The organism is Methanolobus sp. (genome assembly GCF_016278385.1).
Classification (GTDB): Archaea; Halobacteriota; Methanosarcinia; order Methanosarcinales; family Methanosarcinaceae; genus Methanolobus.
The window spans coordinates 177507-201127 of the sequence record NZ_JADQBY010000014.1; the positions used below are offsets into that span (position 1 = coordinate 177507).

23 protein-coding genes, 2 tRNA genes and 1 other RNA gene are annotated in these 23621 nt (G+C 41.1%); 9 read left to right on the forward strand and 17 right to left on the reverse strand.

Annotation, left to right across the window (positions count from 1 at the left end; genetic code table 11):
- Positions 1 to 3: 3 nt before the first annotated feature.
- From QZZ23_RS06910 to QZZ23_RS06925, 4 genes are all read right to left on the reverse strand, one after another.
- Positions 4 to 480 carry a transcription elongation factor Spt5 gene (locus QZZ23_RS06910; RefSeq protein WP_292468122.1) on the reverse strand — a complete coding sequence of 159 codons (477 nt, stop codon included), beginning with the start codon at positions 478 to 480 and terminating at the stop codon, positions 4 to 6.
- A 2-nt stretch (positions 481 to 482) separates the two neighbouring features.
- A complete protein-coding gene (locus QZZ23_RS06915) occupies positions 483 to 692 on the reverse strand; it encodes a protein translocase SEC61 complex subunit gamma (RefSeq protein WP_292468124.1) in 210 nt (69 codons plus the stop codon).
- Positions 693 to 876: 184 nt separating this feature from the next.
- Complete coding sequence (gene ftsZ, locus QZZ23_RS06920; RefSeq protein WP_292468125.1) at positions 877 to 1989, reverse strand: cell division protein FtsZ; 1113 nt, start codon at positions 1987 to 1989, stop codon at positions 877 to 879.
- A 56-nt stretch (positions 1990 to 2045) separates the two neighbouring features.
- Positions 2046 to 3449 carry a D-aminoacyl-tRNA deacylase gene (locus tag QZZ23_RS06925; RefSeq protein WP_292468128.1) on the reverse strand — a complete coding sequence of 468 codons (1404 nt, stop codon included), beginning with the start codon at positions 3447 to 3449 and terminating at the stop codon, positions 2046 to 2048.
- A 184-nt stretch (positions 3450 to 3633) separates the two neighbouring features.
- On the opposite strand from QZZ23_RS06925, the gene QZZ23_RS06930 reads away from it, so the two are divergent.
- The gene (locus QZZ23_RS06930) at positions 3634 to 4281 is read left to right on the forward strand and encodes an MBL fold metallo-hydrolase (protein WP_292468130.1); all 648 of its coding nucleotides are present in this window, start codon (positions 3634 to 3636) and stop codon (positions 4279 to 4281) included.
- A 22-nt stretch (positions 4282 to 4303) separates the two neighbouring features.
- On the forward strand, positions 4304 to 4630 hold the full coding sequence (locus QZZ23_RS06935; protein ID WP_292468133.1) for a ribonuclease P protein component 4: 327 nt from the start codon (positions 4304 to 4306) through the stop codon (positions 4628 to 4630).
- Here QZZ23_RS06935 and QZZ23_RS06940 read toward each other — a convergent pair whose 3' ends face one another.
- The 3 genes from QZZ23_RS06940 to ffs form a co-directional block, all read right to left on the reverse strand.
- The gene (locus QZZ23_RS06940; protein ID WP_292468134.1) at positions 4631 to 4864 is read right to left on the reverse strand and encodes a hypothetical protein; all 234 of its coding nucleotides are present in this window, start codon (positions 4862 to 4864) and stop codon (positions 4631 to 4633) included.
- Between the two features lie 77 nt (positions 4865 to 4941).
- Positions 4942 to 5026 (reverse strand) — tRNA-Ser (locus tag QZZ23_RS06945).
- A gap of 57 nt (positions 5027 to 5083) precedes the next feature.
- An RNA gene (ffs, locus tag QZZ23_RS06950) (signal recognition particle sRNA) lies at positions 5084 to 5398 on the reverse strand.
- A 134-nt stretch (positions 5399 to 5532) separates the two neighbouring features.
- Between ffs and QZZ23_RS06955 the strand changes: the two genes are divergently transcribed.
- Positions 5533 to 5772, forward strand: a complete 240-nt coding sequence (locus tag QZZ23_RS06955; RefSeq protein WP_292468136.1) for a MarR family transcriptional regulator — start codon at positions 5533 to 5535, stop codon at positions 5770 to 5772.
- Positions 5773 to 5790: 18 nt separating this feature from the next.
- Here QZZ23_RS06955 and QZZ23_RS06960 read toward each other — a convergent pair whose 3' ends face one another.
- A complete protein-coding gene (locus QZZ23_RS06960; RefSeq protein ID WP_292468138.1) occupies positions 5791 to 7167 on the reverse strand; it encodes an ATPase domain-containing protein in 1377 nt (458 codons plus the stop codon).
- A gap of 247 nt (positions 7168 to 7414) precedes the next feature.
- Positions 7415 to 8194 (reverse strand): ATPase domain-containing protein, encoded by a 780-nt coding sequence (locus QZZ23_RS06965; RefSeq protein ID WP_292468140.1) that lies wholly within the window; start codon positions 8192 to 8194, stop codon positions 7415 to 7417.
- 559 nt (positions 8195 to 8753) lie between these two features.
- Here QZZ23_RS06965 and QZZ23_RS06970 point away from each other — a divergent pair.
- From QZZ23_RS06970 to QZZ23_RS06985, 4 genes are all read left to right on the forward strand, one after another.
- A complete protein-coding gene (locus QZZ23_RS06970) occupies positions 8754 to 10745 on the forward strand; it encodes an S-layer protein domain-containing protein (RefSeq protein ID WP_292468142.1) in 1992 nt (663 codons plus the stop codon).
- A gap of 75 nt (positions 10746 to 10820) precedes the next feature.
- The gene (locus QZZ23_RS06975) at positions 10821 to 11408 is read left to right on the forward strand and encodes a hypothetical protein (protein ID WP_292468144.1); all 588 of its coding nucleotides are present in this window, start codon (positions 10821 to 10823) and stop codon (positions 11406 to 11408) included.
- 91 nt (positions 11409 to 11499) lie between these two features.
- A tRNA-Met gene (locus QZZ23_RS06980) sits at positions 11500 to 11610 on the forward strand.
- 65 nt (positions 11611 to 11675) lie between these two features.
- Positions 11676 to 14396 (forward strand): DNA-directed DNA polymerase, encoded by a 2721-nt coding sequence (locus QZZ23_RS06985; protein WP_292468145.1) that lies wholly within the window; start codon positions 11676 to 11678, stop codon positions 14394 to 14396.
- Here the strand turns inward: QZZ23_RS06985 and phoU are convergent.
- Genes phoU through QZZ23_RS07010 form a run of 5 tightly spaced genes read right to left on the reverse strand, consistent with a single transcriptional unit; the run spans position 14393 to position 18543 of the window.
- On the reverse strand, positions 14393 to 15043 hold the full coding sequence (gene phoU / locus QZZ23_RS06990) for a phosphate signaling complex protein PhoU (protein ID WP_292468147.1): 651 nt from the start codon (positions 15041 to 15043) through the stop codon (positions 14393 to 14395). The two genes, QZZ23_RS06985 and phoU, sit on opposite strands and share 4 nt — an antisense overlap.
- Before the next feature lie 6 nt (positions 15044 to 15049).
- Positions 15050 to 15820 carry a phosphate ABC transporter ATP-binding protein PstB gene (gene pstB, locus QZZ23_RS06995; protein ID WP_292468148.1) on the reverse strand — a complete coding sequence of 257 codons (771 nt, stop codon included), beginning with the start codon at positions 15818 to 15820 and terminating at the stop codon, positions 15050 to 15052.
- Positions 15821 to 15865: 45 nt separating this feature from the next.
- Entirely contained in the window at positions 15866 to 16723 is an 858-nt protein-coding gene (pstA, locus tag QZZ23_RS07000) for a phosphate ABC transporter permease PstA (protein WP_292468150.1), read from the reverse strand.
- Positions 16724 to 16728: 5 nt separating this feature from the next.
- Positions 16729 to 17616 (reverse strand): phosphate ABC transporter permease subunit PstC, encoded by an 888-nt coding sequence (pstC, locus tag QZZ23_RS07005; protein WP_292468152.1) that lies wholly within the window; start codon positions 17614 to 17616, stop codon positions 16729 to 16731.
- Between the two features lie 24 nt (positions 17617 to 17640).
- Positions 17641 to 18543 (reverse strand): PstS family phosphate ABC transporter substrate-binding protein, encoded by a 903-nt coding sequence (locus QZZ23_RS07010; protein ID WP_292468154.1) that lies wholly within the window; start codon positions 18541 to 18543, stop codon positions 17641 to 17643.
- Positions 18544 to 18759: 216 nt separating this feature from the next.
- Between QZZ23_RS07010 and QZZ23_RS07015 the strand changes: the two genes are divergently transcribed.
- Both QZZ23_RS07015 and QZZ23_RS07020 read left to right on the forward strand, forming a co-directional pair.
- On the forward strand, positions 18760 to 20130 hold the full coding sequence (locus QZZ23_RS07015) for a dihydroorotase (RefSeq protein ID WP_292468156.1): 1371 nt from the start codon (positions 18760 to 18762) through the stop codon (positions 20128 to 20130).
- Between the two features lie 83 nt (positions 20131 to 20213).
- The gene (locus QZZ23_RS07020; RefSeq protein WP_292468159.1) at positions 20214 to 21119 is read left to right on the forward strand and encodes an ATPase domain-containing protein; all 906 of its coding nucleotides are present in this window, start codon (positions 20214 to 20216) and stop codon (positions 21117 to 21119) included.
- On the opposite strand, the gene QZZ23_RS07025 is transcribed toward QZZ23_RS07020, so the two are convergent.
- From QZZ23_RS07025 to QZZ23_RS07035, 3 genes are all read right to left on the reverse strand, one after another.
- A complete protein-coding gene (locus QZZ23_RS07025; RefSeq protein ID WP_292468161.1) occupies positions 21102 to 21797 on the reverse strand; it encodes a DUF1614 domain-containing protein in 696 nt (231 codons plus the stop codon). The genes QZZ23_RS07020 and QZZ23_RS07025 overlap by 18 nt on opposite strands.
- A 78-nt stretch (positions 21798 to 21875) precedes the next feature.
- Positions 21876 to 22412, reverse strand: a complete 537-nt coding sequence (locus tag QZZ23_RS07030) for a pre-rRNA-processing protein PNO1 (RefSeq protein ID WP_292468164.1) — start codon at positions 22410 to 22412, stop codon at positions 21876 to 21878.
- Between the two features lie 21 nt (positions 22413 to 22433).
- Positions 22434 to 23240, reverse strand: a complete 807-nt coding sequence (locus QZZ23_RS07035) for a serine protein kinase RIO (RefSeq protein WP_292468167.1) — start codon at positions 23238 to 23240, stop codon at positions 22434 to 22436.
- Positions 23241 to 23621: the final 381 nt, after the last annotated feature.

Genomic DNA, 23621 nt, shown 5'->3' on the forward strand with positions numbered 1-23621 from the left:
ATTCTAATACTCTCGGGAGTTTCCTTCCTCGTCTTTCCTGAGGACTCTTACAGTATCACCGCGAATAGTTATAGGTATCGGTACAACTGCATCAAACAATTCTACTGTTATTTCCTCGTGACCTTCATCCACTCTCTTCACGCGAGCTTTCTCGCCTTTGAAAGGACCGGATGTTATCTCTATTATCGCACCTTCTGATATTCCAGTGACTGTTGGTTTTGGTGTGAGGAAATGTGATATCTCTTCTATGGATGACTGTCCTTTTACTAAAGCCCTGGCATGAGGAACAGTTTGTATTGCCTGTTCTACATCTCCTGGAGACACAGCTTCTATAAGCACATATCCTTTCAGCTCATCAGGTGCAAGAATAGCTCTGATGTCCAGATGTTCTTTTCTTGCAGACAGTGTTATCATGTTTGCGACTGAACGTTCCTGGTTCGCAGTCGTTTTTACTACGAATATAACAGATTCAGCAGTCATGATTACACCCATTTAGGCATCTCTACCAATAAAACATATATCAGGAATCCTATAACTCCAATCGCAAGAATTCCAAGCCCAGCAACCTTAGCTATGGTCAGGAATTCCTCTCTTGATGGTTTCTTTGTAAGTTTAAGGACCCTCATATACGTCTTAAGGGTTTGGTTTATGCTAGCGCTATTTATTTTACTTAGATCAAATGAATCTGCCAAAGTATTTCACAACCGGTTATGATTGATTATATGCGTGCGATATTTTGAAGCCGTAAATATATCTGAATTTACTAACTGCTAATCTGTAGAGCATTCTAGACAACGTCTTTAATAAAATACCTTTCGATTGGATTGCATTACTGTGCAGTCCAATCAAAAGCCTTAGTTAAAAAAGGGAGATATTCTATTTTACAAAATCTATTCCGTATTTTCTTGTTACGGTCTTGGCTCCACCGTGGCCATATATTTGTGGGGACTTGACTCCTGTTACTACGATCATTGTACGTACAGTATTTTCAAGATCATCGTTAACTTGTGCTCCCCATATTAGTCTCGCTTCAGGGTCTATTCTACTGTATACTTCCTGTACAACACTTTCTGCCTCGGCAATTGTCATATCAGGTCCGCCGATAACGTTGACCAATGCAGATGTTGCACCAGAGATGTCTACATCAAGAAGTGGGCTACGTAATGCCTTCTGTACGGACTCTACAGCTTTCTGTTCTCCTTCTGCTTCTCCCAGGCCTATCATTGCAACGCCACCGTTCTGCATAACAGTTCTCACATCAGCGAAGTCAAGGTTTACAAGACCTGGTTTTGTGATAAGCTCTGTTATTCCTTTGACTGCTCTCATAAGGACTTCATCTGAAACTTTGAATGCAGCCTGCAATGGAAGTCTTGGTACGACTTCAAGGAGCTTGTCGTTTGGAACAACTATTACAGTGTCAGCAACTTCTCTCAATCTTTCAAGACCTGCTTCTGCATTTGTCCTTCTGACCTGTCCTTCTACGCTGAAAGGTAATGTTACAACAGCAATAGTGAGTGCTCCTGCATCTCTTGCAGCTTCAGCAACGATGGGTGCAGACCCTGTGCCGGTTCCTCCTCCAAGACCACATGTGATAAAGACCATATCGCTGCCGTTAACAACCTCTGCGATCTCGTCTACACTTTCAAGAGCAGCATCCTCTCCAATCTGGGGAAGACTGCCAGCCCCAAGGCCTCTTGTCTTTTTCCTTCCAATGAGTATCTTGCGGTCAGCTTTTATTTGCAGGAGGTGCTGAGCATCTGTGTTTACAGCAATAAATTCTGCACCTTTTATTCCTTCCTCAACCATTCTTTGCGTGCTGTTTGAACCGCCGCCGCCACAGCCAATTACCTTGATGTTGGTGTGTAACTGGAGTAGCATCGCCTCTAACTCTGCGTCTATGTCTTTATGCTCAGGACTTGATGTGGCTTGACTGCGAAGACGTGTCTCCTGTTCAGACCTTGCAAGTGCCTCTTCTACTATGGATCTCATTCTTTTTCTCCCTCAAATGAAAATCGTATATGGGTTACAGGTATGATCATATATACTTAATTGGAAAGCAAAATTTGCTTGACTTTTCTTTTATGAACCATTCCTGGTTCAATCGTCTTCCCTTCAAGAACAACTGAATTCCCCTTTGCCAGTTCGCCCAACATTGGTCCTGGTGGGATGCCTAATTCCTTTGCTACTTTTGGGTCGAATCTTTTAGTTATAATATAAAGTATATTCTCATCGGGAATATATTTAATTTCATAATGCTCTTTTAGTATTTTAATGCATTCATTTGTAACGTTCTGCATAGCAGTTTTAGTATCTTCACCGATGCCCAGTACATAATTTGATATTGTCCCATTTTTCCTTTCAATATAAATTGGTGCATCTTGATCCATTATCTCTAATATCTGTCTCTTGTCAGTGTTAATAGCTTCTCTGAGCAGTTCTTCATTTATTGTGCATACTGACGGGTGTGGAATTTCTTTTGTTGGTATATTTTTGTAGTCCTTGCTAAATGTCGATCTGAATCCTTCTGTGATCCTGAATTTACCCCCCGGGCAAAGTTCATCGCACTTATTTTTTATCTCTCTGAAAAACTCCCATGCAATTCCTTTGATCTCTTTAATTTCACTTTCTCTTAATGATATGTATCCAAGTTTCTCTATGATCCCAGCAAGTCTTTCTCTTTCTTTTGAACTCATAGATTTTCTGTCAAAGTAAACAAAATCTGCCTTCGACTTATTAAATGCCTGTAACATCATATCTTTGTCAACATGGCTTAACTGGTAATCGGGGAAATTGTGTCCGAATGTCACGTCTGCTTCTAATATAAGTTCAGTTTGCCGCGCTGCATAATGCCCCCCACCAAATCCAATTCCGACCGGTACTTCTAAAGGGTGTGCTTTTGTAATTGCTCTTGCGACAATATCTCCTGCAACAGGATCTACCCATTGTTCCTCTGCGCTACCTATTTCTGCATAAACCATTGGGGTTCTCATGTCTGTGGGACCATGGTGTGTAGATTCCATATTGATGGCATAATGTGTTCCTTTTGCCATTTGATCCATATTCTTCAAAATAGAGCACATTATCCCGGGTGCAGGTATTGAAAGCTCCCGTGGTCTTCCTCCAAAATCCGCCTCATTTGGGTTTCCTGTAAAATGTGCAGTGAGTACCGATCTTCCATCCTTACTCTTATGTTTGGAAGCTACTATAATAAGATCCGTGTCAAATCCTGACGATTTCATCTTGTCGTCGATTCTATCTTCGTATATATGGTGCCCCTTGATCTCTATGATTCTATATTTGGGATTTTCATATGCTGACAACAGGTCTTCCCAGTTCTCCGGTATTCTGTCGATTTTTTCCCATTGTTCGTTCTGAAGCAGATGTCTCATTATATTTTGGCTTGCCTGGTCTGCAGCTGAACAAAGTATATTTATTTTTTTACCTTTCATGTTTCCTTCATTTGTTTATTTAGGTATACTTAGTTCTTTTCTTTTCTAAATATATATTATATTTGCAACTTTTTCTTTGCCTCTAGGCTCACAGTAGTTTTAATGCCTATTATGTTATCATCAGCTAGTTAGATATGACTAAAGAACTAATCTGTGATTTCAATATTATCAGGAATGTGGTATCTTGGACAATATAACAATTGAAGGTGTTTTCATTAAATGGCTTGGTAACGCAGGGTTTATGATCAAAGGGGATGGCATGGTCATCTACATTGATCCTGCAAATATACGGGAAAAGGTGCCTGAAGCTGATATGGCAGACCTGCTTCTGATAACTCATGAATACCTTGGGCATTGTGATCCGGATTCTATCCGCAAGGTCCGTAAATCTGATTGTACTACTCTAATCCCTGAGGATATGAGTCTGCAATTCAGGGGGGATGCAAGAAGGATCATGGCTGGTGATTCCCTCACAGGTGAACTTAGCATAAAAGGTGTGGATATTGAGGTAGTTCCTTCATACGAATCCTGTGATGATACTACTTCTCTGGGGCATGGTGTGGGATATTTCCTGTCATTTGCCGGCTTAAACATTTATCATGCAGGGCATACATGTAATGCTGCAGAATTAAGTTCTGCTTCTCTTGATATTGCTCTCCTGCCTATTGGGGGCAACGGGGCAATGGAGGAAGAGCAGGCAGCAAATGCAGTGGCATTGCTTAATCCAAAGTTTGTAATCCCCATTTATGAGTCCAACGCAGGGGTAAAGATTGATAACTTTGTGAGCATGGTCAGGGAAAAGTCTCCTTCCGTTAAAGTAGTAATTCTCTGATATTTTAGTAGGTGTAGGGTATATGGCAAAATCCAGAAAGAATAATAAGGCGGTAGCCAGGAATATTGCTCAGGAGCGAATTGAATATCTATTTGGGCTTGCCAGAGATGAGCTTTCGAATGATCCTGGTAAAAGTGAAAGATATGTTTCGCTTGCAAGAAAAATAGGAATGAGGCATCGGGTAAGCATTCCTGCGGAACTAAAACGTAATCTTTGCAGGAAATGTGGATCATTGCTTGCATCTGGCAATACTTCAAGAACGCGTTTTAAAGATGGCTATGTTGTAATAACTTGCTTAAAATGTGGTGGGATTAAAAGATACCCGTTTAAATCCTCATATAATGAATGATTACCCGTTGACCCACGTCATAATCCTCGTTATCAGGTAGGCTACAGTGAACATTATTATTCCCATGGCCATGTAAAGGAAAATATTCCTGAAAACCACTTCTTTTTCTGAACCGGCTTTAATTCCAAAGCCGCCACAACATCCTCCTGCTCCGCAGGAAGTGCATGCATTATCATTGTTCTGTGGCTCTGGTTCCTTCTTGTTCAATAATGGAATTATTGTTTTTTCAGACATTATTTCATCATCTATTCCTTATTGTTATTAGCTCTTTGCTAAATCAGTGCAAAACCATAACGGTATAAAAAAGAGTACGACGAGAGGGGGATTCGAACCCCCGAGATGCATAGCATCACAGGATTAGCAATCCTGCGCCATACCGGGCTTGGCTATCTCGTCACAGTAAGTGTTCGTTCCTAAACGCAATTCAGGTATTTAACATTTTCCGGATTTAAGTGACAGGCACGCCCAGAGTCGTTATCTTTTCCATAATCAAGTAGTCTGCAATCTCGCCTCCACCCCGCAACCCTCCAAGCGACAATTGTCTACGGTAGGCCTGCTCCCTTCCGGGCCTGGGCTGGTTTCCACAGTTAAGGTATAAGAACAAGCTTTCCAGCAAGCACTTATGCCAACGTCATCCAAGCAGGACGGGACTTCTCAGTTGAAACTACAGGTTTGAAAATGGTCCAAACATCTTCTCCAGGCTTCGTCCCCCGCATATCGGCGATTTCGGGTTACAGGTAACGCCGGCCTACCCAGACTAGCCTGTCACCCTTACATATGCATTACTGGTTATAAACATATCCTTTGCAGAAAGGTCTGGTAAAATGTGTTTGCATTCATAATCAATAAATTATGTAAAAGTAATTATAGCATGTAAGACAATAATCAATTGGAGGCAGAATATGGAAGAATTGATCGGATTTGTGACTGGTAATAAGAATCGTCAGAAATTACTTGCTCTATTGGGTTCCAGACACCAGCTGGATGCTGCTAAACTAGCAAAGAATATGCATATTGCCCGACCTTCTGTTGATAAGATCGTAGAAGAACTTATTGAAAAAGAGCTAGTGGAAAAAGAAAGTGATCTTTATAAACTGACAGAATTGGGCGAAGCCCTGGAACGCAGAGTCCAGAGTATCTGACTTACCCTTCTCTATTTTTTATATCAGTGTATCTGTCCTAAGCTTGATTCCACTTTCAGTAATAGCATACTCTTTTACTGTACGTCTATGTTTTGTTCCTCTTGATTTGGTGACACACATGTATCTGCGGTCTCTTGCATGGGAATTATGTAAAATAAGCACCGAATCCATAATAGAGGCTGAATCTATTTTTTCATTCCCAGGACATTCTGAAAACGCGGTATCTGTTGAAAACAAGGATGTAATATTCCGGCTTTTGAGGTAATTCGTAATTGAGTACAAGTACCCTCTCAGTTCCAGCTCGTCAGGTATTGACAACTCAAGGTGATTGGTTCCGTCAAAAAATACTCTTTCAATATTCTGTGTTTCGACAATTTCCTTAATCCTGGATGCGTGTTCTGCAGGGTATACTTCACTTGGGTTGTTGCATATAAAGTGTAACAGTCCTTCATCAATATATTTTTGCAGATCCCAACCCATTCTGTTGGCATCAAGTATCATCTGGTGTGGTGTATCTTCGAATGTAACAACAATTCCTGGTTCATTGTTTTCCAGGCCATGCAGTATGAACTGCAATCCAAATATTTTTTTACCGGTCCCTGGAATTCCTGCTACAAGAAGACTATTGTACTTCAAAATTCCCCCTTCAAACATATTGTCAAGGCCGGGAATTCCTGTCTCTACTCTTGTGTCTACAAGATTTATTTCCTTCTCCGGCTTCAAATGTGGGTAAACGGTAAAACCTGTGGAATTAATGTTATAAAGGTACTTGCGGGAAATAATTTCAGAACGTTTCCCGGGGTCAATTCCTCTCATTTTCATGAATTCCATCTGGTGGTTAGCCCTTGAGTTCCGATCTTCCCGTGTTAGGTATATGATCCCGTCTGAGAGGTGGCTTACTACGGAATTATGAATTTCGGGTTTTAAAAGCTCACCTACAAGGAATGAAAGCATATTTCTTTCCTGGAGCATGGAATCCAATGTGTAGAAAAATCTTCTTTTCTCCTGTTCAATAAATCCAAAACCAAGTGGTGTAATAGGGTCAATCACAAGCCTGTCTGGCTTGATGGATTCTATGGTATTTCCTATTTCTATTAAAGTTGTCAATGGGTCCTTCTCTGCCAATTGACGGTTTATTGCGTGTACTTCAAAGGAATCATCGAAAAAATCAAGTGTTGAATTGTATATTTTAAGTTTATCAGCACTTTCTGTTGTAATGGGGATGTATAGTGCTTTTTCACCATTCTTGCATGCATTTGAAAGCATCTGGAGTGACATTATGGTCTTGCCCACGCCTGCTGTTCCTGCCACCAGTATAGTAGAGGGGGAGATCATCCCACCAAGTATTGCATCAAGTCCTTTGATGCCACATGAGATATTTTTAAGCTGGTCCATTCTATCTTCTTTTGCAACATTGATTCGATTGGTCAGACATTTTTCTATTCGTTAATTTAATATATACTTTTATATAATTAACTGTTGGTGAAATTGATGAATTATAGATGTTCAATATGCGATGGAAAAATGAATCGATGGCGATACCCTGCTATTAAAAGACAAGATCAATATGGCCGCGCACTTATAGTCTATAAATGCGTCGAATGCGGCCATGAAGATATGTATCCTGATATTTGATCGTTTTTTAGAACATGGAATATACTTCTTCGTGTGGATGAATCACAAATCCATTTGGAGTTATATCATAGGGATGAATCTTCTTACTGTGATCTGACCCACGCATCTTGTATATTTCCATACTTCTCATTCTTACATTTTCGTGTCGTTTATAGTAAAGTACTATAGTACCATCTGTAACGAAGTTCTCTACTCCAAATCTGGATGGTTTAGATTCGTCTACAAGTTCACATGTCATCATTGATGTCAGGCCAATAACTTCGAGGGTTGTACTAAGTTTTAGGAGTTCTATTCTTATTTTTGCAGGGTCCTGGAGATAAAAACTAATAGACGTTGTTGAGTCAATAAGTGCACGTTTGGCGTTTATCTCTTCCTGGGTAGCAATGATCTGGTCCATCATTGATCTGATATCAAATGGCCGTACATCTACATATTTTTCCTGTGATGGTATGCCGATCTTGGTAGAGCATGCGTCAATAATGACGAGCTTGTTCTCGTCTTCAAGTTCCTGTAAGTCCCATCCGAATTTAAGTACATTTTCCCTTATTTGTTCAGGTCTTTCTTCAGTAGCAACGATTATACCGTTTTCTCCATATTTTGTGATTCCGTTATAGATAAACTGTATGGAAAAGTTTGTTTTACCAGCACCGGATGTACCAGATATGAGGTATGTCCTATCTTGCATGAGTCCCCCGCCACATAACTCATCAAACCCGGGTATTCCTGTTTTGACACGATTTTCTTCATCGTCCATTGATATTTCTTCAGAAACTGCACCATCAAACATCTTATTATTTCACTCCTTGTGATCTTAGTAATTCCCTGATAAAGCGATTGAAAAATTCTGCACATTAATACTTTTATTTCATCTCCATTTTATGTTATCATATATATAAATATGTTGAATTATTCCTGTTGCAATGGCATTGAAATTAGTTATTTTGATCAATTATTGATTACTTGCATTGATTACTTGCATTGATTACTTACATTGATTACTTACATTGATTACTTACTATACATCGACAATCTATAAACCTTATTTCTGTTTTCGCCTGTTTTTTCTTTTAAATCTTCCAATAACTTCGACATTTACCGTCAATTACATCGATGTTTGCCATTGCAATGCGATAATTGTTTGCAATTGGACCACAAAAGATTTAATACGGCAATTGATTAATAGAACACTTGTAATCCAATATGACGGGATTAGGAGGGTGATGAAGTCTCCTTCGGCAATGGACGAACTTCGATGTTTGTTTGTATGTCTGAAGATGATAGGGCGTTAATTCGCTTTATTCCCTGATTCTCACTCTTTTATCAAGAATAACTTACGGAGGAAAATAATGAAAAGATTTACAACAATTGCATTAATTGCTCTTTTAGCAATTGCAACACTTGTTGCTCCTGCATCTGCTCTTGTAGATGTTGTGGAAGTGCGCAGTGAAGTCTTCAATGGTACAGACTTCGATGATATCTTCACCCAGGTAGGCGGAGATATTGTAATTAACACCACAAACTTTGCAGGTTTCTGGTATGACTTAGACGACGACCTTTCCAGCGAATCCATCAGCATTATCGATGGTGCAGATGTAAGCGGAATTGCAATTGACCAAGATGGTCTTGTGTACACCGCAACCATTGTACAGGCAGACTATGCAGGTAACTTCGATGATGAAGCTGCAGGCTCCAATGTTGACACATTCCCACTTATCGGACTCTTTGCTGACAAGTATGTCCCAACATCCGACAGCGATGCTGGTGAGCTTGTAAAGCTCCTTGTAGACTCCGATGACAAGTACACACTTAGAACCGGCTCCGCACTCGAACTCGCAGGCGGCTATGAACTTACCGCAAAGCAGATCGATGTAGACGGTAACAAGGTCTGGATGGAACTCTCCAAGGACGGAGAATTCGTTGAGGACGAAGTTATTGATGTCTCTAATGGAGAAGCAACCTGGAACTACGACTTAGATGTCGGAGACCAGACTGACGTAATTGTCTTCAGAGTACTCATTACCGATGTATTCCAGGGACAGGTAGACAGCCTTGCTGTTGTCGAAGGTATCTGGCTCGTTGACTATGAGAGCATTCTCTCTGTCGAATCATCTGATGAATTCGGTGAACTTGAAGTCGACTCAGTATCTGACTCCATTGTAATGAAGAACTCAGGTACACTCACACTTTCCGCAGACAAGGACATCGAGCTTGCAGAAGGTATGATGATCATGACTGCAGACTCTGATGACCTCAGATTCGCAATCGTAAAGGAATACACAGAAGAAGGTACCTATGAGGTAAGAGGTACTGTAGCAACAGGTACATTCACCTGGACCGCAGCAGACTTCGCAGGATTCTGGTATGACCTTGATGACGACATTTACTCAGAGACACTCGAAGCAACAGTAACTGGCAGGACAATCGATGAGGCAGACCTCGTTTACACATCAACGATCCAGCAGACAGATTATACAGGTGACTTCGCAGATGAACCCGCTGACTCTGATGAAACAACTTTCCCAATCATTGGTATCTTCGCACAGGAATATGTTGCAACATCTGACTCAGATGCTGGCGAGCTTGTAAAGCTCCTTGTTGACTCCGATGACAAGTACACACTCAGAACCGGATCCGCACTCGAACTCGTAGAAGGCTATGAGCTTACTGCAAAGCAGATCGATGTAGATGGTAACAAGGTCTGGATGGAACTTTCCAAGGACGGAGAATTCATTGAGGACGAAGTTATTGATGTCTCTAACGGAGAAGCAACCTGGAACTACGACGTAGATGTCGGAGACCAGACTGACGTAATTGTCTTCAGAGTACTCATTACCGATGTATTCCAGGGACAGGTAGACAGCCTTGCTGTTGTCGAAGGTATCTGGCTCATTGACTACGAGAACATTCTCACCATCGAAACATCCGATGAATTCGGAGAACTCGAAGTTGACTCCGTATCTGACAGCATTGTAATGCAGAGCTCCGGAACAATCACCCTTTCCGCAGACAAGAAAATCGAGATTGCAGAAGGTATCATGCTCAAGACAGCAGATGACTCTGACAACCTTAGATACTATCCATACGTCGAGAGAGTAATCGGCGCAGGTATGGTAGATGCTGGTGAAGATGTAGTAATCGGCGATGAGGAAGACGTAGTAGTCGGCGATGAGGACGTAGTAGTCGGCGATGAGGATGTAGTAGTCGACGATGAGACTCCTATGGAGGATGATGAAGCTCCTGTAACCAACGAAACAGCTGATGAACCTGCTCCAGGATTTGAAGCAGTCTTCGCAGTAGCAGGTCTTCTCGCAGTAGCATACCTCGTTAGAAGAAACTAAACATTTAAAATAAAGAAGGGTTAATTCCCTTCTTACTATCTTTTTTATGATTGATTTTTACAAAGAGGTGTAACCATGATCAAAAAGGTCTTTTTGGTTTTAATAATAAGTATTCTCATGTTATCTATCTCCGGTTGCACGGACAAGGCTATTAAAGAAACTCCTGCAGAAACGGATCTTACAACTAATACAAGTGAAATTCATACAATTCCGGATGACTCTGGCAGCCTGAGTCTCGTGCCTGCGGACAATCTTCCTGAAAGTTATGAGTTCCTTGGATCTCGTGAACTCTCAATTGAAAAGATAGAAGGAGAATATATTTCAGTTCCAGGTATTATTGACGGTTCAGAAGGTTTGTACACGTATCTGGATTCTACAGATGTCTATGTTGATGTTATAGAAATGAACAGTTCAGTTTCAGCAGAGGAATTTATTGCTGAGTTTAAAGCTGGTTTCAGGGAGTATCCTGACGGTGGTCGATTCACTGAAGTTTCCTTTAACGGACATTCTGCTGTAAGAATACTTGAATATATACTCATTGACACAAACGATGTGAAAAGGTACACTTATATCTGGAACAATGATAAGTTTGTCTTTGTCGTAGGTGGCGCAACAGATGATTATGCTGTTTTGAGCAATTTAGCTGAAGCAACCGGGTATTAACCCGGAATATATTTTTTTAATGATTTATGCAAACAGTAGCCCTTTCAATCGATACGCTTTAATATAACTTTGCCCTTTTACATGCTGCACTGCCCGGATAGCCTAGTTGGTTGGGGCGCCAGACTCATAGGGAATAAAATTCCGTGCGTCCAAAATCTCCTGAGATATCTGGAGGTCGCGTGTTCGAGTCACGCTCCGGGCATTCTTTTCCTTTATTCTTTTTTACTTAACGCAAAGCATATATGCTGCAAACCTGTAAGATAGGTCATGAACTTTCAGATACTGGATGCTGATTACATAGGTACTCAGAGTGGTCCTGTAATACGTCTTTTTGGAAGGGCCGAAGAAGGAAATAGCGTATGTTGTTTTGTACCAGGATTTGAGCCTTATTTCTACATCAATGCTGAAGGTGAACTTGATAAACTATCCACAATGCTCAAAGAGCGTTTTGATGTTATCACTAAAGTGGATATTATCCCTAAATTTGAGCCCATTGGCTACCAGACATCAAAAAGACCAATGTTAAAGGTCACTACAATGGAACCACGCAACGTTCCTGAGATACGTGACGATGTCCTGACACTGCCCGGTGTAAAAGAAGTGTACGAGACTGATATACTTTTCAGGAATCGCTTTTTGATAGATAAAGGTCTTCATGGGATGGGATGGGTAAATGCAGAACCAGTTTCTGATACTCCTTTTTCCAAAGACAACATACATTGTGATTCAGTAATCGCTGCTGATTCTCCAATGGAAATTGAAAAACTGTCCATTGCACCGTTAAAGTACCTTTCATTCGACATTGAGTGTCTCCCAATAGGCGGTTCTATGCCAGTTCCGGAAACATCTCCTGTGATAATGGTAAGTATGTCATTCAGTCCGGCATATAAGGGTCATGATACGATTGTCCTTGTCGCAAAAAAGGTTGAAGGTGCAGATGCGGACGTTGAGAGTTTTGATTCTGAAAGTTTAATGCTAAATCATTTTTTTGAAATTTTCCAGGAATATGATGCTGATATTATCTCAGGATACAATATCAATGATTTTGATATTCCTTACATTGCAGACAGAGTAACTATGCTTGCCGGCTCAGAGGACAATGTAGTTTCTTCAGTAGGGCGTGATGGGAGAATACTGAGTTATCGTAAGATCGGCAATCGAACTATGGTATCCATTCCTGGAAGGGTTGTCGTAGACACACTTCCGCTTATAAGAAGCCAGTACAGTCTTAAACGCTATACTTTAAGGAACGTTGCAAAAGAGCTTCTCGATAGGGAGAAACTCGACGTGGCGCCTTCTGAGATGGAAGAATACTGGAATGACTCCGGTGAAAAGCTGCTTAAATTCATAGATTATGCCCGCAGGGATTCTGAGCTTGCCATGGAACTGATCCTGAAACTCCGGCTTCTTGATAAACACATAGCAATAGCTCAGGTAAGTGGTTCTCTTCTCCAGGAAGTAGTTGATGGCGGCCAGACTTCTATGGTTGACAACCTGCTTCTAAGGGAGTATGGCAAGCAGGACCGTGTTATCCCTCCAAAACCCAACGATGACCTGGTTTTCATGCGAAATCGAAGTAGTGAAGGCCTCAAAGGTGGTGAAGTTCTTGAGCCAAAGCGTGGTCTTCTTGAAAACGTCGTTATTCTTGACTACAAATCACTTTATCCAACTATTATGATGGCACATAATCTCTGTTATACCACTGTTGTGGAGCAGGACCGTCCTGATGTTGAAACAATAAAACCTCCGTCGGGTGGGGAATTTGTGCCTGCTGATGTCTCAAAGGGGATAATGCCGTCTATTCTTGAAAGTCTGCTACAGCGAAGGGTGGAAACGAAGAATAATATGAAAAACGCCGCAAGTGATTCAGAGTATCGAGTTCTCGATGCCACTCAGCTTGCGCTGAAGATATTACTTAACAGTTTTTATGGTTATTCCGGTTATACTCGGGCAAGGTTGTATAGCATGGCCCTTGCAAATGCTGTAACAAGTTTTGGAAGGAATAATATTCTCAATACCCGTGCTCTTATCAACGGAACTATCAGCAAGGTTATATTGAGGGATGGTTCAGCATATTTCACGGAAGAACTCACTTCGATCAATACAGATGATAATGTAATATCGCTGTCTGTGGTTTATGGTGATACTGACAGTGTATTTGTCCAGTGCAGTTCAAAAAAGGAAGTTTCTCTTGATGGTGCCGGACTTGTGGGTAGTAGGATTGCCGCAATGGTTTCTGCTTCACTTCCTGATCCCATGGAGCTTGAGTTCGAATCAATTGCAAAGCGTGCCCTGTTCATCGCCAAGAAGCGATATGCTATATGGGTCTTTGAACCTTCCGGCGAAGGCTGGAAAGATGGTATAAAGGTCAAGGGGATGGAGACCGTCCGCAGAGATTGGTGTGGGCTGACTTCCAAAACACTGAACCGGGTTCTTGAGATGGTGCTTAAGGAAGGTAATGTAGAGGGTTCAGTTCAGTATGTGCGTAGTGTTGTGGACGGTGTGAGAAACATCGATGTAAGGAAAGACGCCGATATCATAGAAGATCTTACAATGACGCGCCGTTTCTCCAAAAAAGCTACCAGTTACAAGAATAAGCAACCACATCTGACCGTTGCTGAAAAAATTGAACGTAGGACTGGTTCTCCTCCTCCTGTGGGGGAGCGCATACCATTTGTAATAGTGGCAGGAAAAGATATGTTTGTAAATCGTGCGGAGGATCCTGAATACGTACGGGAGAACAATATTCCGATTGATGTGGACTATTACATAAAGAAGCAGTTGCTTCCTCCTGTAGAGCGGATACTGGGCGTATTTGGTGTTGATATGGCAAACCTTGACTATGATTCTAAACAAAAAGGCCTGTTTGATTTTTCAGACAAGCCACAGGATACACCTGTAAAACGCGTCAACAAAAAAGAAATTGAGGTTCAGCCTCCTCAACAATCCGGGGATAAAAAGTCTCAAAGCTCTCTGTTTGACTTCTAATTCAGTTCTTCCCTTTTTCCTGATGCTATATACACCACGCTCTCGCAAACATTGCATGCGTGGTCTCCTATTCTTTCAAGATAACGGATTACGAACAATAGTTGTGATGCATAGTTTATTATGTTCTCATCCTGTGCCATCATAGTGATAAGCTCTTTCCATACTTCATAGAACGTTCTATCAATCTCATCATCCAATTTTGCAACGGACTCTGCCAGCTTCACATCATTGTTCGCGAAAGCTATCATTACTTGCTCAAGCATGTTTTCAGCTATCTCTGCCATCTTAGGTATGTCGATGAGTGGTTTTATATGCTCTTCCTCTATTCTTTTCGTACTTTGCGCGATATCGAATGCAAGATCGCTCATTCTTTCAAGGTCTATAGCTATTTTGAGGCAGGAAGTCACCAGTCTCATATCTCCTGCAGTGGGACTTTGAAGCGATATGATTTGGGATACACACTTTTCAATTCTTAATTCGTAATCATCGATCACCTGATCCCCATCAATAACAGTTTCTGCAAGATTGACATCAAGATTCTTCAAAGCTATAACGGAGTTATGTATGGCATCCTGGGACAGTTTTCCCATCTCTCTTATGTTTGCCTTTAGAATGCCGAGCGTTTCCTGATATTTAGTACGTGTCATATTGTTTCACCCGAATCTTCCCGTAATGTAATCTTCAGTTGCCTTTTCCTGCGGGCTTTCAAATATTTGTGCAGTTTTGTCAAACTCTACGAGGTCACCCATAAGGAAAAAAGCTGTATGGTCGGATATTCTGGCAGCCTGTTGCATATTGTGTGTCACAATGACGATTGTATATTTCTTTTTTAATTCCAATATAACATCTTCGATCTTACTCGTGGATATTGGGTCCAGTGCACTGCATGGTTCATCAAAGAGTATCACTTCAGGCTTTACTGCAAGTGTTCTTGCAATACACAATCTTTGTTGTTGGCCACCACTTAGATCCAGAGCCGAAACGTTCAGCCTGTCTGAAACCTCTTTCCAGAGTGCTCCTGATTTGAGTGCATTCTCAACGATTGCTGGCATCTCTTTTTTGCTCATACCATGAATGCGCGGTCCGTATGATATATTGTCGAATATGGACATAGGGAAGGGATTAGGTTTCTGGAACACCATGCCGACTCTTTTTCGGAGGTCTACAACATCTGTTTCTTTTGAATATATATCCTCTCCATTAATATTGACCCGCCCTTCTATTCGGCAACTTGGGATAAGATCGTTCATTCTGTTAAGGCATCTGAGGAATGTGGATTTTCCGCAGCCCGACGGACCAATGAACGCTGTAACGCTATTTTTTGGAATATCTATTGATATGTCATGAAGGGCATGGTTATCCCCGTACCACAGGTTAAGATCTTTGACCTCTATCTCTGTTCCGTTCTCGTAAGCTTCTGGCATATAATTACCTCTTGGATATGGTGTGAAATTAGAATGTAAACGGCTTCATCTCTTTATTTTATTCTTGTAGTGTGATCTTATGGTTACTGCAACAAGGTTCACACACAATACTATTAAAAGCAATATCAGGGCGGTTCCATACTGTAATGGTCTTGTCTGGGCAATATTGGTGCCTGATGTGGCAAGCACGTACAGGTGGTATGGTAGTGCCATAAATTGAGAATATACGGAATCCGGGAGTCTTGGAAGGAAATAAGCTGCTCCTGTCAACAATATGGGCGCGGTCTCTCCTGCGACTCTTCCTATGCTAAGTATTGCACCGGTTATCATTCCGGGAATTGCAGATGGAAGAACGACTCTTCTGATGGTTTCCCATTTTGTTACTCCCAAGGCAAGCGATGCGTCTCTGTAATCTTTGGGAACGGTCAGGAGTGCTTCCTGACTTGCTCTTATTATAACAGGTAGGATCAACAATGCCAGCGTTAAAGATGCAGAGAGTATTGAAGCACCGATATTAAGGTATTTCACAAACATTGCAAGACCGAACAACCCGAATACTACAGAAGGTGTGCCTGCAAGATTGCTAATTGCCATTTCAATTGCCCAGGTTGTTTTTCCGGGTTTTGCATATTCAGTCAGGTAAATAGCAGACAGTATTCCAAGAGGCATGGCAATAGCCATTGAACCTACTATAAGGTACATTGTTCCCATTATGGCCGGGAATATGCCACCTTCGGTCATCCTGTTTCGTGGCATACTGGTTATGAATTCAAGATTAATGGCACTGTAGCCGTTGGATACAATGTAATAAAGAATCACCAGGACAAAGGCAACAACCATTCCCGTTGCTATCTTCAATAACGCAAAGGCTATTTTCTCGTTGATTTTTGCATTTGAAAACATGGGTATCACAGGTTGAACCTATATCTCCTTTTTATGTAGTTGGCTACAATATTGATTATAAATGTAGTTATAAATAGGACTGAACCGATTGCGAAAAGGGCATGAAAGTGGTCACTTCCCTGTGGAACTTCTCCCATTTCGAGTGCAATGGTGGCCGTCATAGTTCTCACAGGTGCAAATAATCCTGAAGGGAATCCGGGAATAACTGCCGAATTTCCTGTTACCATCATAACTGTCATGGTTTCCCCGATGGCGCGTCCGATTCCGAGCATAACTGCTGCTGATATACCGGAAAGCGCTGCAGGAGCTGTTACTTTATAGATTGTCTGCCATTTTGTAGATCCCAATGCAAGTGACCCTTCTTTTAAAGCTCTTGGAACTGAGCTGATGGCATCTTCTGACATTGATATGATTGTTGGCAATGCCATAATTCCTAACATGATGGAACCTGTTAGTGCTGTTTGTCCGGTTGGTAGTTTTAGTGTATTCTGGACAAAGGGAACGAGTACTACAAGACCAAAGAAACCATAGACCACGGATGGAATGCCTGCAAGTATTTCTGTAACGGGTTTTAGAATATTAGCTATTTTTGGGTTAGCAAGTTCTGATATATATATTGCTGTTGCTATTCCCAATGGTACTGAAAACAATACTGCTCCTATAGTTACTATCACTGAACCTAGAAACAGTGGTAAAAGTCCGAAATGTTCGGGATCTGCTGTAGGGTACCATTTGGTGTCGGTTAAAAAACTGCTAACCGGATAATTGTCAAATAGGAGATATCCGTCGCGGAATAAAAAAATACAAAGAAGGAGAAGGGCGACTACTGTCACTGCTCCTGATGCAAAGAGCAGCGACTCAATGCCCTTCTCCTTTATTTTTCTGTTTGACATCTATTCCTCTGGGGTCAGATGTTTTTAGTTCACTGGGAAGTATCCAACATCTGAAACTATGTCCTGGCCAGTGGGGCTCATTACGTAGTCCAGATATTCCTTTGCAAGGCCTGATGCCTCACCATTTGTGTAGTATTGAAGTGGTCTTGCAAGTGGGTAATCTCCACTCATGATGTTCTCAGGGGTAGCTTCGACAAATCCTTCTCCGCCATCAAGTGCAAGTGCGGTGACACTGTCATCAAGGTATGCATAACCTATGTATCCTATTGCTCCCTTATTCTGGCTGACTTCTTGTACAATTGCGCCGGTTGCTGGTTGAACGAGTGCATCCTGGCGGTATTCTTCATCAAGAAGTACTTCTTCCTGGAAGTATCCGTAGGTCCCTGAACTGCTGTCACGGGTGATTACTGTGATTGGGAGGTCTTCTCCGCCTACATCTGCCCAGTTGCTGATGCTTCCGTCATAGATGCCTTTCAGCTGATCAAAAGAAAGTTCTGTAACTGTATTTTCAGGATTTACAACTACTGCAATTCCATCCCATGCAATAACATATTCTACTGGATTGACGCCGTTTGCCTCTGCATTTTCTCTTTCAGAGTCCTTGATCATTCTTGAAGCCATTGCGATTTCGACTTCTCCATCAATGAGTGCTGCAATTCCTACACCTGAGCCGCCGCCAATTACAGTGATGCTTTTTTCAGGGTTTGCAATCATGAATTCCTCGGATTCTGCCTGGGAAAGAGGTAGAATAGTGTCTGAACCCTTTATTATAATTGATTCCTGTTCAGTGTTCTCTTGAGAAACTGTGTTTTCTTGTGACACAGTCTCTGTCTGGTCTACACAACCAATGCCGATAAAAGCGGTTGTAATAATTAACAGTACCATAGAGCACATTACTATGTTCTTCAATAATTTTCCTGATATCATATCTGATTCACCAGTTTTTATAGGTTATTACTTTTCAGTGAATCATAACAAAATCGATACATAAGGATTATGTGTGTACAATATATATGGCTATGAATTGTAAGGGTATATATGGTGCATATATAGTTAGCATTATTCTATATATTCTGGCCGCTGCATGGATTGCAGACGACTTAATCATAAAAGGCATATAGTTTTACATGGATATTACTCCCTATGCCTGATATTCTGATCAAGAACACAAAAGTTTTCTTTAACAATTATCTTCAGCCTGCTGAAGTACTCATAGAAGATGGAAAAATAACACAAATTGCTAAGAAAATTGATGCCCAGAGATTGAACCAGACCATCGATGCAAAGGGTGGATTGACACTGCCTGCGGGAATAGATGTTCATGTACATTTCAGGGATCCGGGTATGACTGAGAAGGAAGACTGGTTTACGGGTTCATGTTCTGCAGCTGCAGGTGGAATTACTACTGTTATAGATCATCCAAACACAATTCCTCCAACCATTGACAGGAAATCATTCAAGGAAAAGCGGAAGATAGCAAATCGTAATTCAATTGTTGATTATGGTCTTTATGGGGGAGTTACAGGGAATATTGAAAAACTCCCTGAGTTGTGGGAACTTGGGGCGACTGCCTTTGGTGAGATATTTATGGCTGAATCTACGGGTGCTTTGAATATTGATGAGAAATGTCTTGATGATGCTCTGGCCGTGCTTAAACAACTGGATGCGCTTGCATGTATCCATGCTGAAGATGATAAGATCAGGCTTGAATGCGAGGCTTATCTGAAAAATGATATGTCTCCATCTTCTCACTCAAGGGCCCGTCCTAATCACTGTGAGGCATTTGCTGTTGAAAAGGCAATACAACTTATCAAGAAAAATGCTACAAAAGCTCATTTTTGCCATATCAGTGCCTTTGAATCAGTAGGTCTTTTGCGTAAAGAGCGGTACCTTGATATTAAAAATGGGGTATCTCCGGTTATTACGAGTGAGGCTGCACCACATCACCTCTTTCTTTCCACAAAGGACTGGGAAAGGTTGGGCTCTTATGGCAGGATGAATCCTCCTCTGAGGGATCGCAGGAGTGTCAAAATGCTTCTGAACTCATTGAATGACGGCACTATCGATATAGTGGCTTCAGACCATGCGCCACATACTGAAGCTGAAAAAGATACTGATATTAAAAGTGCTCCATCTGGTGTTCCGGGTGTGGAAACACTTATTCCGCTTATGCTTGTTGCGGTAAAAAGGAATCTCCTTTCACTGGGGCGTATGATAGACGTCACCAGCAAAAATCCTGCAAGAATATTTGGTCTGAACAGGTTTTCAAAGGGTCTGTTTGCTGAAGGTAATGATGCTGATATAATAATTGTAGACCCAGGGCATGTTCAGGAGATAAAAGGTGATAATTTACATAGCAAGGCAGGATGGACGCCTTATGAGGGTATGGATGGAATCTTTCCGGAATATACTATTGCAAGGGGTGAAGTGGTGTGGGATGGCGGTATAATGGCTTCACGAGGGCGAGGAAATTTCCTTCCGGGAAAAGGGTTTGCTTTAGAAAACGCTGAATAATATGTTCATAGCATATAGTGTATGTCCATACAACCATAACATTTTAAATATATAATCCCGTATTATGTACAGACGGTGGTGTGATGAAAACCAAATTCCCTATCCATACTACATTAAGCGCAGACGCAATCAAAGTTCTTGAGCGATATGAGAAAGAGCTTGGCGCTAAAAATATAGTCCTGGAAAAAGCACTTCTTAATCTTGATTCAACACGATTTAAAGCTAAACTTGACACCCATAACATAGATCGCCTGATAAAAAGAGTCACAACGGGTATTCCAGGGATGGATGATTTTCTGGAAGGTGGCTTTCCTAAAGGATTTTCTATAGTTGTGACCGGTCCTCCGGGTACAGGGAAAACTACTTTCTCAATGCAATATCTGATGGAAGGTGCGAAGAATGGTGAAAGGTGTGTATTTTTCTCATTTGAGGAAAGAGCACAACAACTTGTCCAGCACTTTGCACGATTTGGGTGGGACGTTGGAAAATATATTGATGATGGTTATCTTGAAATATTTGGGATCTCCATGCTGACATCTGAGGAAATGATGGAAATTATCGACTCTCATAAACCTGACAGGGTCGTGTTCGATTCTGTGAATGTGCTGACTGCACCCGGGGATTTCCGTACGTCTACATCATGGCGAGGTCTTCATCGCTTGTTAAAGAAAAATATGACAACTGCTATTCTTGTGACTGAAAAATCACATGGTATTGAAACAAAACATTATGATGATTTTGATTTTCTTGGCGATGGTGTTATTTTCCTCGATTTCGTTCAAACAAATGATATCGACACGACTCCGATGCCTGTGATGGCAGTTCAAAAAATGAGGGCAACACATGTTGACCATAGTCCTCAACCATTTCGCTTTACAAATAACGGCATAGCCAAATACAGGGCTCTTAATCTGCCTTCCCGGGTGTTGCAGGAAAGGCTTGAGAAACGCAGGGCAGAAAGGCTGGGTATGTCAGGCGACGAAATATGATATCAAGCTGGCAATAATCGTTGTCACATATATTGATTTGAAACATCCTGCACCGCCGATACTGATAAAGGCGCTGCCGGTCCTTTCTTTATTAAAGGTTGCAATAGATATTATATCGCCAATCAATATTCCTCCAACACCTGCTATAAAAGTGACTGATGCAGCGTTATCCGGTGCGATAATTAATGCAAATGGGAATGCTATTATTCCTATATACTCATTTATTAGTGTCCCTACTCCTCCCATCATTTCTGTTAGAAGGGCGACTGCAAGGATTACTATGAGCATTATTTCAAGAGCAGTATTGTTTGGTTGTGTCAATAAAAGGTATACTACTGCTAGGGCAGGGATGACCGCTCCTCCTAGATTTATGGTCAGTGTTGTGTCAAAAACTCTTTTTTTTCCGATATTAAGTTCCTTTACTATTGGAACAGAATAGATGTCCTCCAGAATTGGTGCGTACTTACAAAGCTGTTCTGGTTTTTTGGAGCGAATTTTTGCAAAAGGGATCTCAATGACAGAACCTGCAAGCATGGCAAAAAGAATTATCATAAGTGGTACAGAGCCAATTGTTCCAAGGGATAATTGTCCTTTGTAGCAAAGGGCTGCTGTGGGGAGCAGAATTAGTGCAAAGGCTGCATACATCCTCAATTCGGAACTATTGGTATATCCTCTCATCTGTCCACCGTACTAGATTAGGGCCTCAGAGTATTAATATTTTTGGTGAGATATACTACTTAATACTATTTAAATTATCTAGTAATAGTCAAGCTGTGATTGAAGTAAATCCTGTCTTTTTTTCTCAAGGTAGCTGTACACACTTCCATGATTTGCACCTTCTATAAGCATTTCAATAGAGGTCCTTGCAATCTGATTCTGTTCAGGTGTGCCTATTACACTGACTGTTTTCCCGTATACTGATAGCTTGACGCCAATCAGTCTTTCAGTTATTTCTCTTGTCTTTCCGCTTTTTCCTATTATTCTTCCTTTAAGGCGAAGCAATTCTTTTTGTGTACTGGTATGTTTGGAGATGTCTATAACTTCAAGCATTAGCATGTCGTCATCGAACATTGTGAATGTCTTGTCCGGATTAAATCCTCTGGCGATTGCATTTACTACATCTTCTGCTTTCATTGCACCTACGGGGTCATCTCCTGGAATTATTTCTACAGTTCCTTCTTCGCTGTCAATATCCAGTTTCGCCGTTGATTTTTCTTCGATAATCTGTTTGACGCGACCTTGTGGTCCTATTATAGCGCCAATCCTGTCTTTAGGAACTTTGATATGTGTCATTTGATCTACCTTTGATAATTATTAATCTGTATTTTGCGTTTTCTCTTCTTTGTCCCGGATGGCTGCATACAATTCATGCGGATCTTCATTGATGCCGTATTTTTTGAAATAGCGAACTATGTTCTCTATATCTCGTATCATGAATTCTCTTGACCGCGGGTGTTCCCTTGTAACTGACTGACCCATGTCTATGAACACGGCTTCATTTGTTGCAGGGATGATTAGTATATTGTATTCACTTAGATCGCCATGCACAAGATTTGCTTCGTTGTATAGCAGGTCCATGTAATTAATGATTGTGTCATATACGTCTCTTGCCACTTCTTTATCAAGCTTTATATCTTTTAGTTGAGGGTATGGTTTTTCGTTCTCGCCCATGAATTCCATTACAAGAATATTACGCTCGGCAATAATTGGTTCAGGCACGCGGATTCCTGCTTCTTTTGCACGTATAAGGTTTCTTTGCTCTTTTTGTGTCCATGCAAAAATAATGTCCCGTTTCGAATGCCTTACATTTCTGAAGCGTGGATCTCCCAAGATGTAGTCTTCCATTGAGTTGAAAGTGCTTGAAGATATTCTGTATATTTTGATTGCGATGTCTTGTTCTTCTCCTTCTGCAAGAAATACATTTGCTTCTTTTCCTGTGCTGATGGGTCCTCCCATTGCTTTGAGTATTCCTTTGTTGGACAAGGTGTAAAGAGTTTTCAGTGTAGGGTCATCAAATACATTATCGGTTACCTTGAGGGTATCGGTGTCCTTATGCCTCATGCGCAGTCGGTCTACCTCGGTGTCAATACGTTTGACTTTATTAGTAACTTCTTTTTTCATGTTCCCTTTTACCTTTTAATCCTTTATGCGGGTATGGTGCAGCTATGAGTACAGCTATGTCACTTATATTGTTAAAGCTTGCGTCATTTCTGCTAGTGGTTTATTGTGTTCTTTCATGGCGTATTTTTATAGCAAACAAATTAATTAAATACGTTACATTTATATGCGATGCTGATTATCTACAAAATCCCTCCGGTGCTTATTGGAGGTTCATAATCTTGTATTCTGTGTGTTTTACAGATTGCATGTTGGCATTGGCCGCAAAATCTATATTGGATTAAAACATAATGTTGTAATCCGAGTGGAGAAATGGGCGTGTCATAATATCACAAAGGCTCATCTTTTGCCTTCGAATCTTTTGATTCGGAAGGTATATATACG

What these genes read in the sequence shown, in the direction of transcription:
- QZZ23_RS06910 (WP_292468122.1), bottom strand. Translation starts at nt 480, where the DNA reads ATGACTGCTGAATCTGTTATATTCGTAGTAAAAACGACTGCGAACCAG.
- ftsZ (WP_292468125.1), bottom strand. Translation starts at nt 1,989, where the DNA reads ATGAGATCCATAGTAGAAGAGGCACTTGCAAGGTCTGAACAGGAGACA.
- QZZ23_RS06925 (WP_292468128.1), bottom strand. Translation starts at nt 3,449, where the DNA reads ATGAAAGGTAAAAAAATAAATATACTTTGTTCAGCTGCAGACCAGGCA.
- QZZ23_RS06935 (WP_292468133.1), top strand. Translation starts at nt 4,304, where the DNA reads ATGGCAAAATCCAGAAAGAATAATAAGGCGGTAGCCAGGAATATTGCT.
- QZZ23_RS06940 (WP_292468134.1), bottom strand. Translation starts at nt 4,864, where the DNA reads ATGTCTGAAAAAACAATAATTCCATTATTGAACAAGAAGGAACCAGAG.
- QZZ23_RS06955 (WP_292468136.1), top strand. Translation starts at nt 5,533, where the DNA reads ATGGAAGAATTGATCGGATTTGTGACTGGTAATAAGAATCGTCAGAAA.
- QZZ23_RS06960 (WP_292468138.1), bottom strand. Translation starts at nt 7,167, where the DNA reads ATGGACCAGCTTAAAAATATCTCATGTGGCATCAAAGGACTTGATGCA.
- QZZ23_RS06965 (WP_292468140.1), bottom strand. Translation starts at nt 8,194, where the DNA reads ATGTTTGATGGTGCAGTTTCTGAAGAAATATCAATGGACGATGAAGAA.
- QZZ23_RS06970 (WP_292468142.1), top strand. Translation starts at nt 8,754, where the DNA reads ATGAAAAGATTTACAACAATTGCATTAATTGCTCTTTTAGCAATTGCA.
- QZZ23_RS06975 (WP_292468144.1), top strand. Translation starts at nt 10,821, where the DNA reads ATGATCAAAAAGGTCTTTTTGGTTTTAATAATAAGTATTCTCATGTTA.
- QZZ23_RS06985 (WP_292468145.1), top strand. Translation starts at nt 11,676, where the DNA reads ATGAACTTTCAGATACTGGATGCTGATTACATAGGTACTCAGAGTGGT.
- phoU (WP_292468147.1), bottom strand. Translation starts at nt 15,043, where the DNA reads ATGACACGTACTAAATATCAGGAAACGCTCGGCATTCTAAAGGCAAAC.
- pstB (WP_292468148.1), bottom strand. Translation starts at nt 15,820, where the DNA reads ATGCCAGAAGCTTACGAGAACGGAACAGAGATAGAGGTCAAAGATCTT.
- pstA (WP_292468150.1), bottom strand. Translation starts at nt 16,723, where the DNA reads ATGTTTTCAAATGCAAAAATCAACGAGAAAATAGCCTTTGCGTTATTG.
- pstC (WP_292468152.1), bottom strand. Translation starts at nt 17,616, where the DNA reads ATGTCAAACAGAAAAATAAAGGAGAAGGGCATTGAGTCGCTGCTCTTT.
- QZZ23_RS07010 (WP_292468154.1), bottom strand. Translation starts at nt 18,543, where the DNA reads ATGATATCAGGAAAATTATTGAAGAACATAGTAATGTGCTCTATGGTA.
- QZZ23_RS07015 (WP_292468156.1), top strand. Translation starts at nt 18,760, where the DNA reads ATGCCTGATATTCTGATCAAGAACACAAAAGTTTTCTTTAACAATTAT.
- QZZ23_RS07020 (WP_292468159.1), top strand. Translation starts at nt 20,214, where the DNA reads ATGAAAACCAAATTCCCTATCCATACTACATTAAGCGCAGACGCAATC.
- QZZ23_RS07025 (WP_292468161.1), bottom strand. Translation starts at nt 21,797, where the DNA reads ATGAGAGGATATACCAATAGTTCCGAATTGAGGATGTATGCAGCCTTT.
- QZZ23_RS07030 (WP_292468164.1), bottom strand. Translation starts at nt 22,412, where the DNA reads ATGACACATATCAAAGTTCCTAAAGACAGGATTGGCGCTATAATAGGA.
- QZZ23_RS07035 (WP_292468167.1), bottom strand. Translation starts at nt 23,240, where the DNA reads ATGAAAAAAGAAGTTACTAATAAAGTCAAACGTATTGACACCGAGGTA.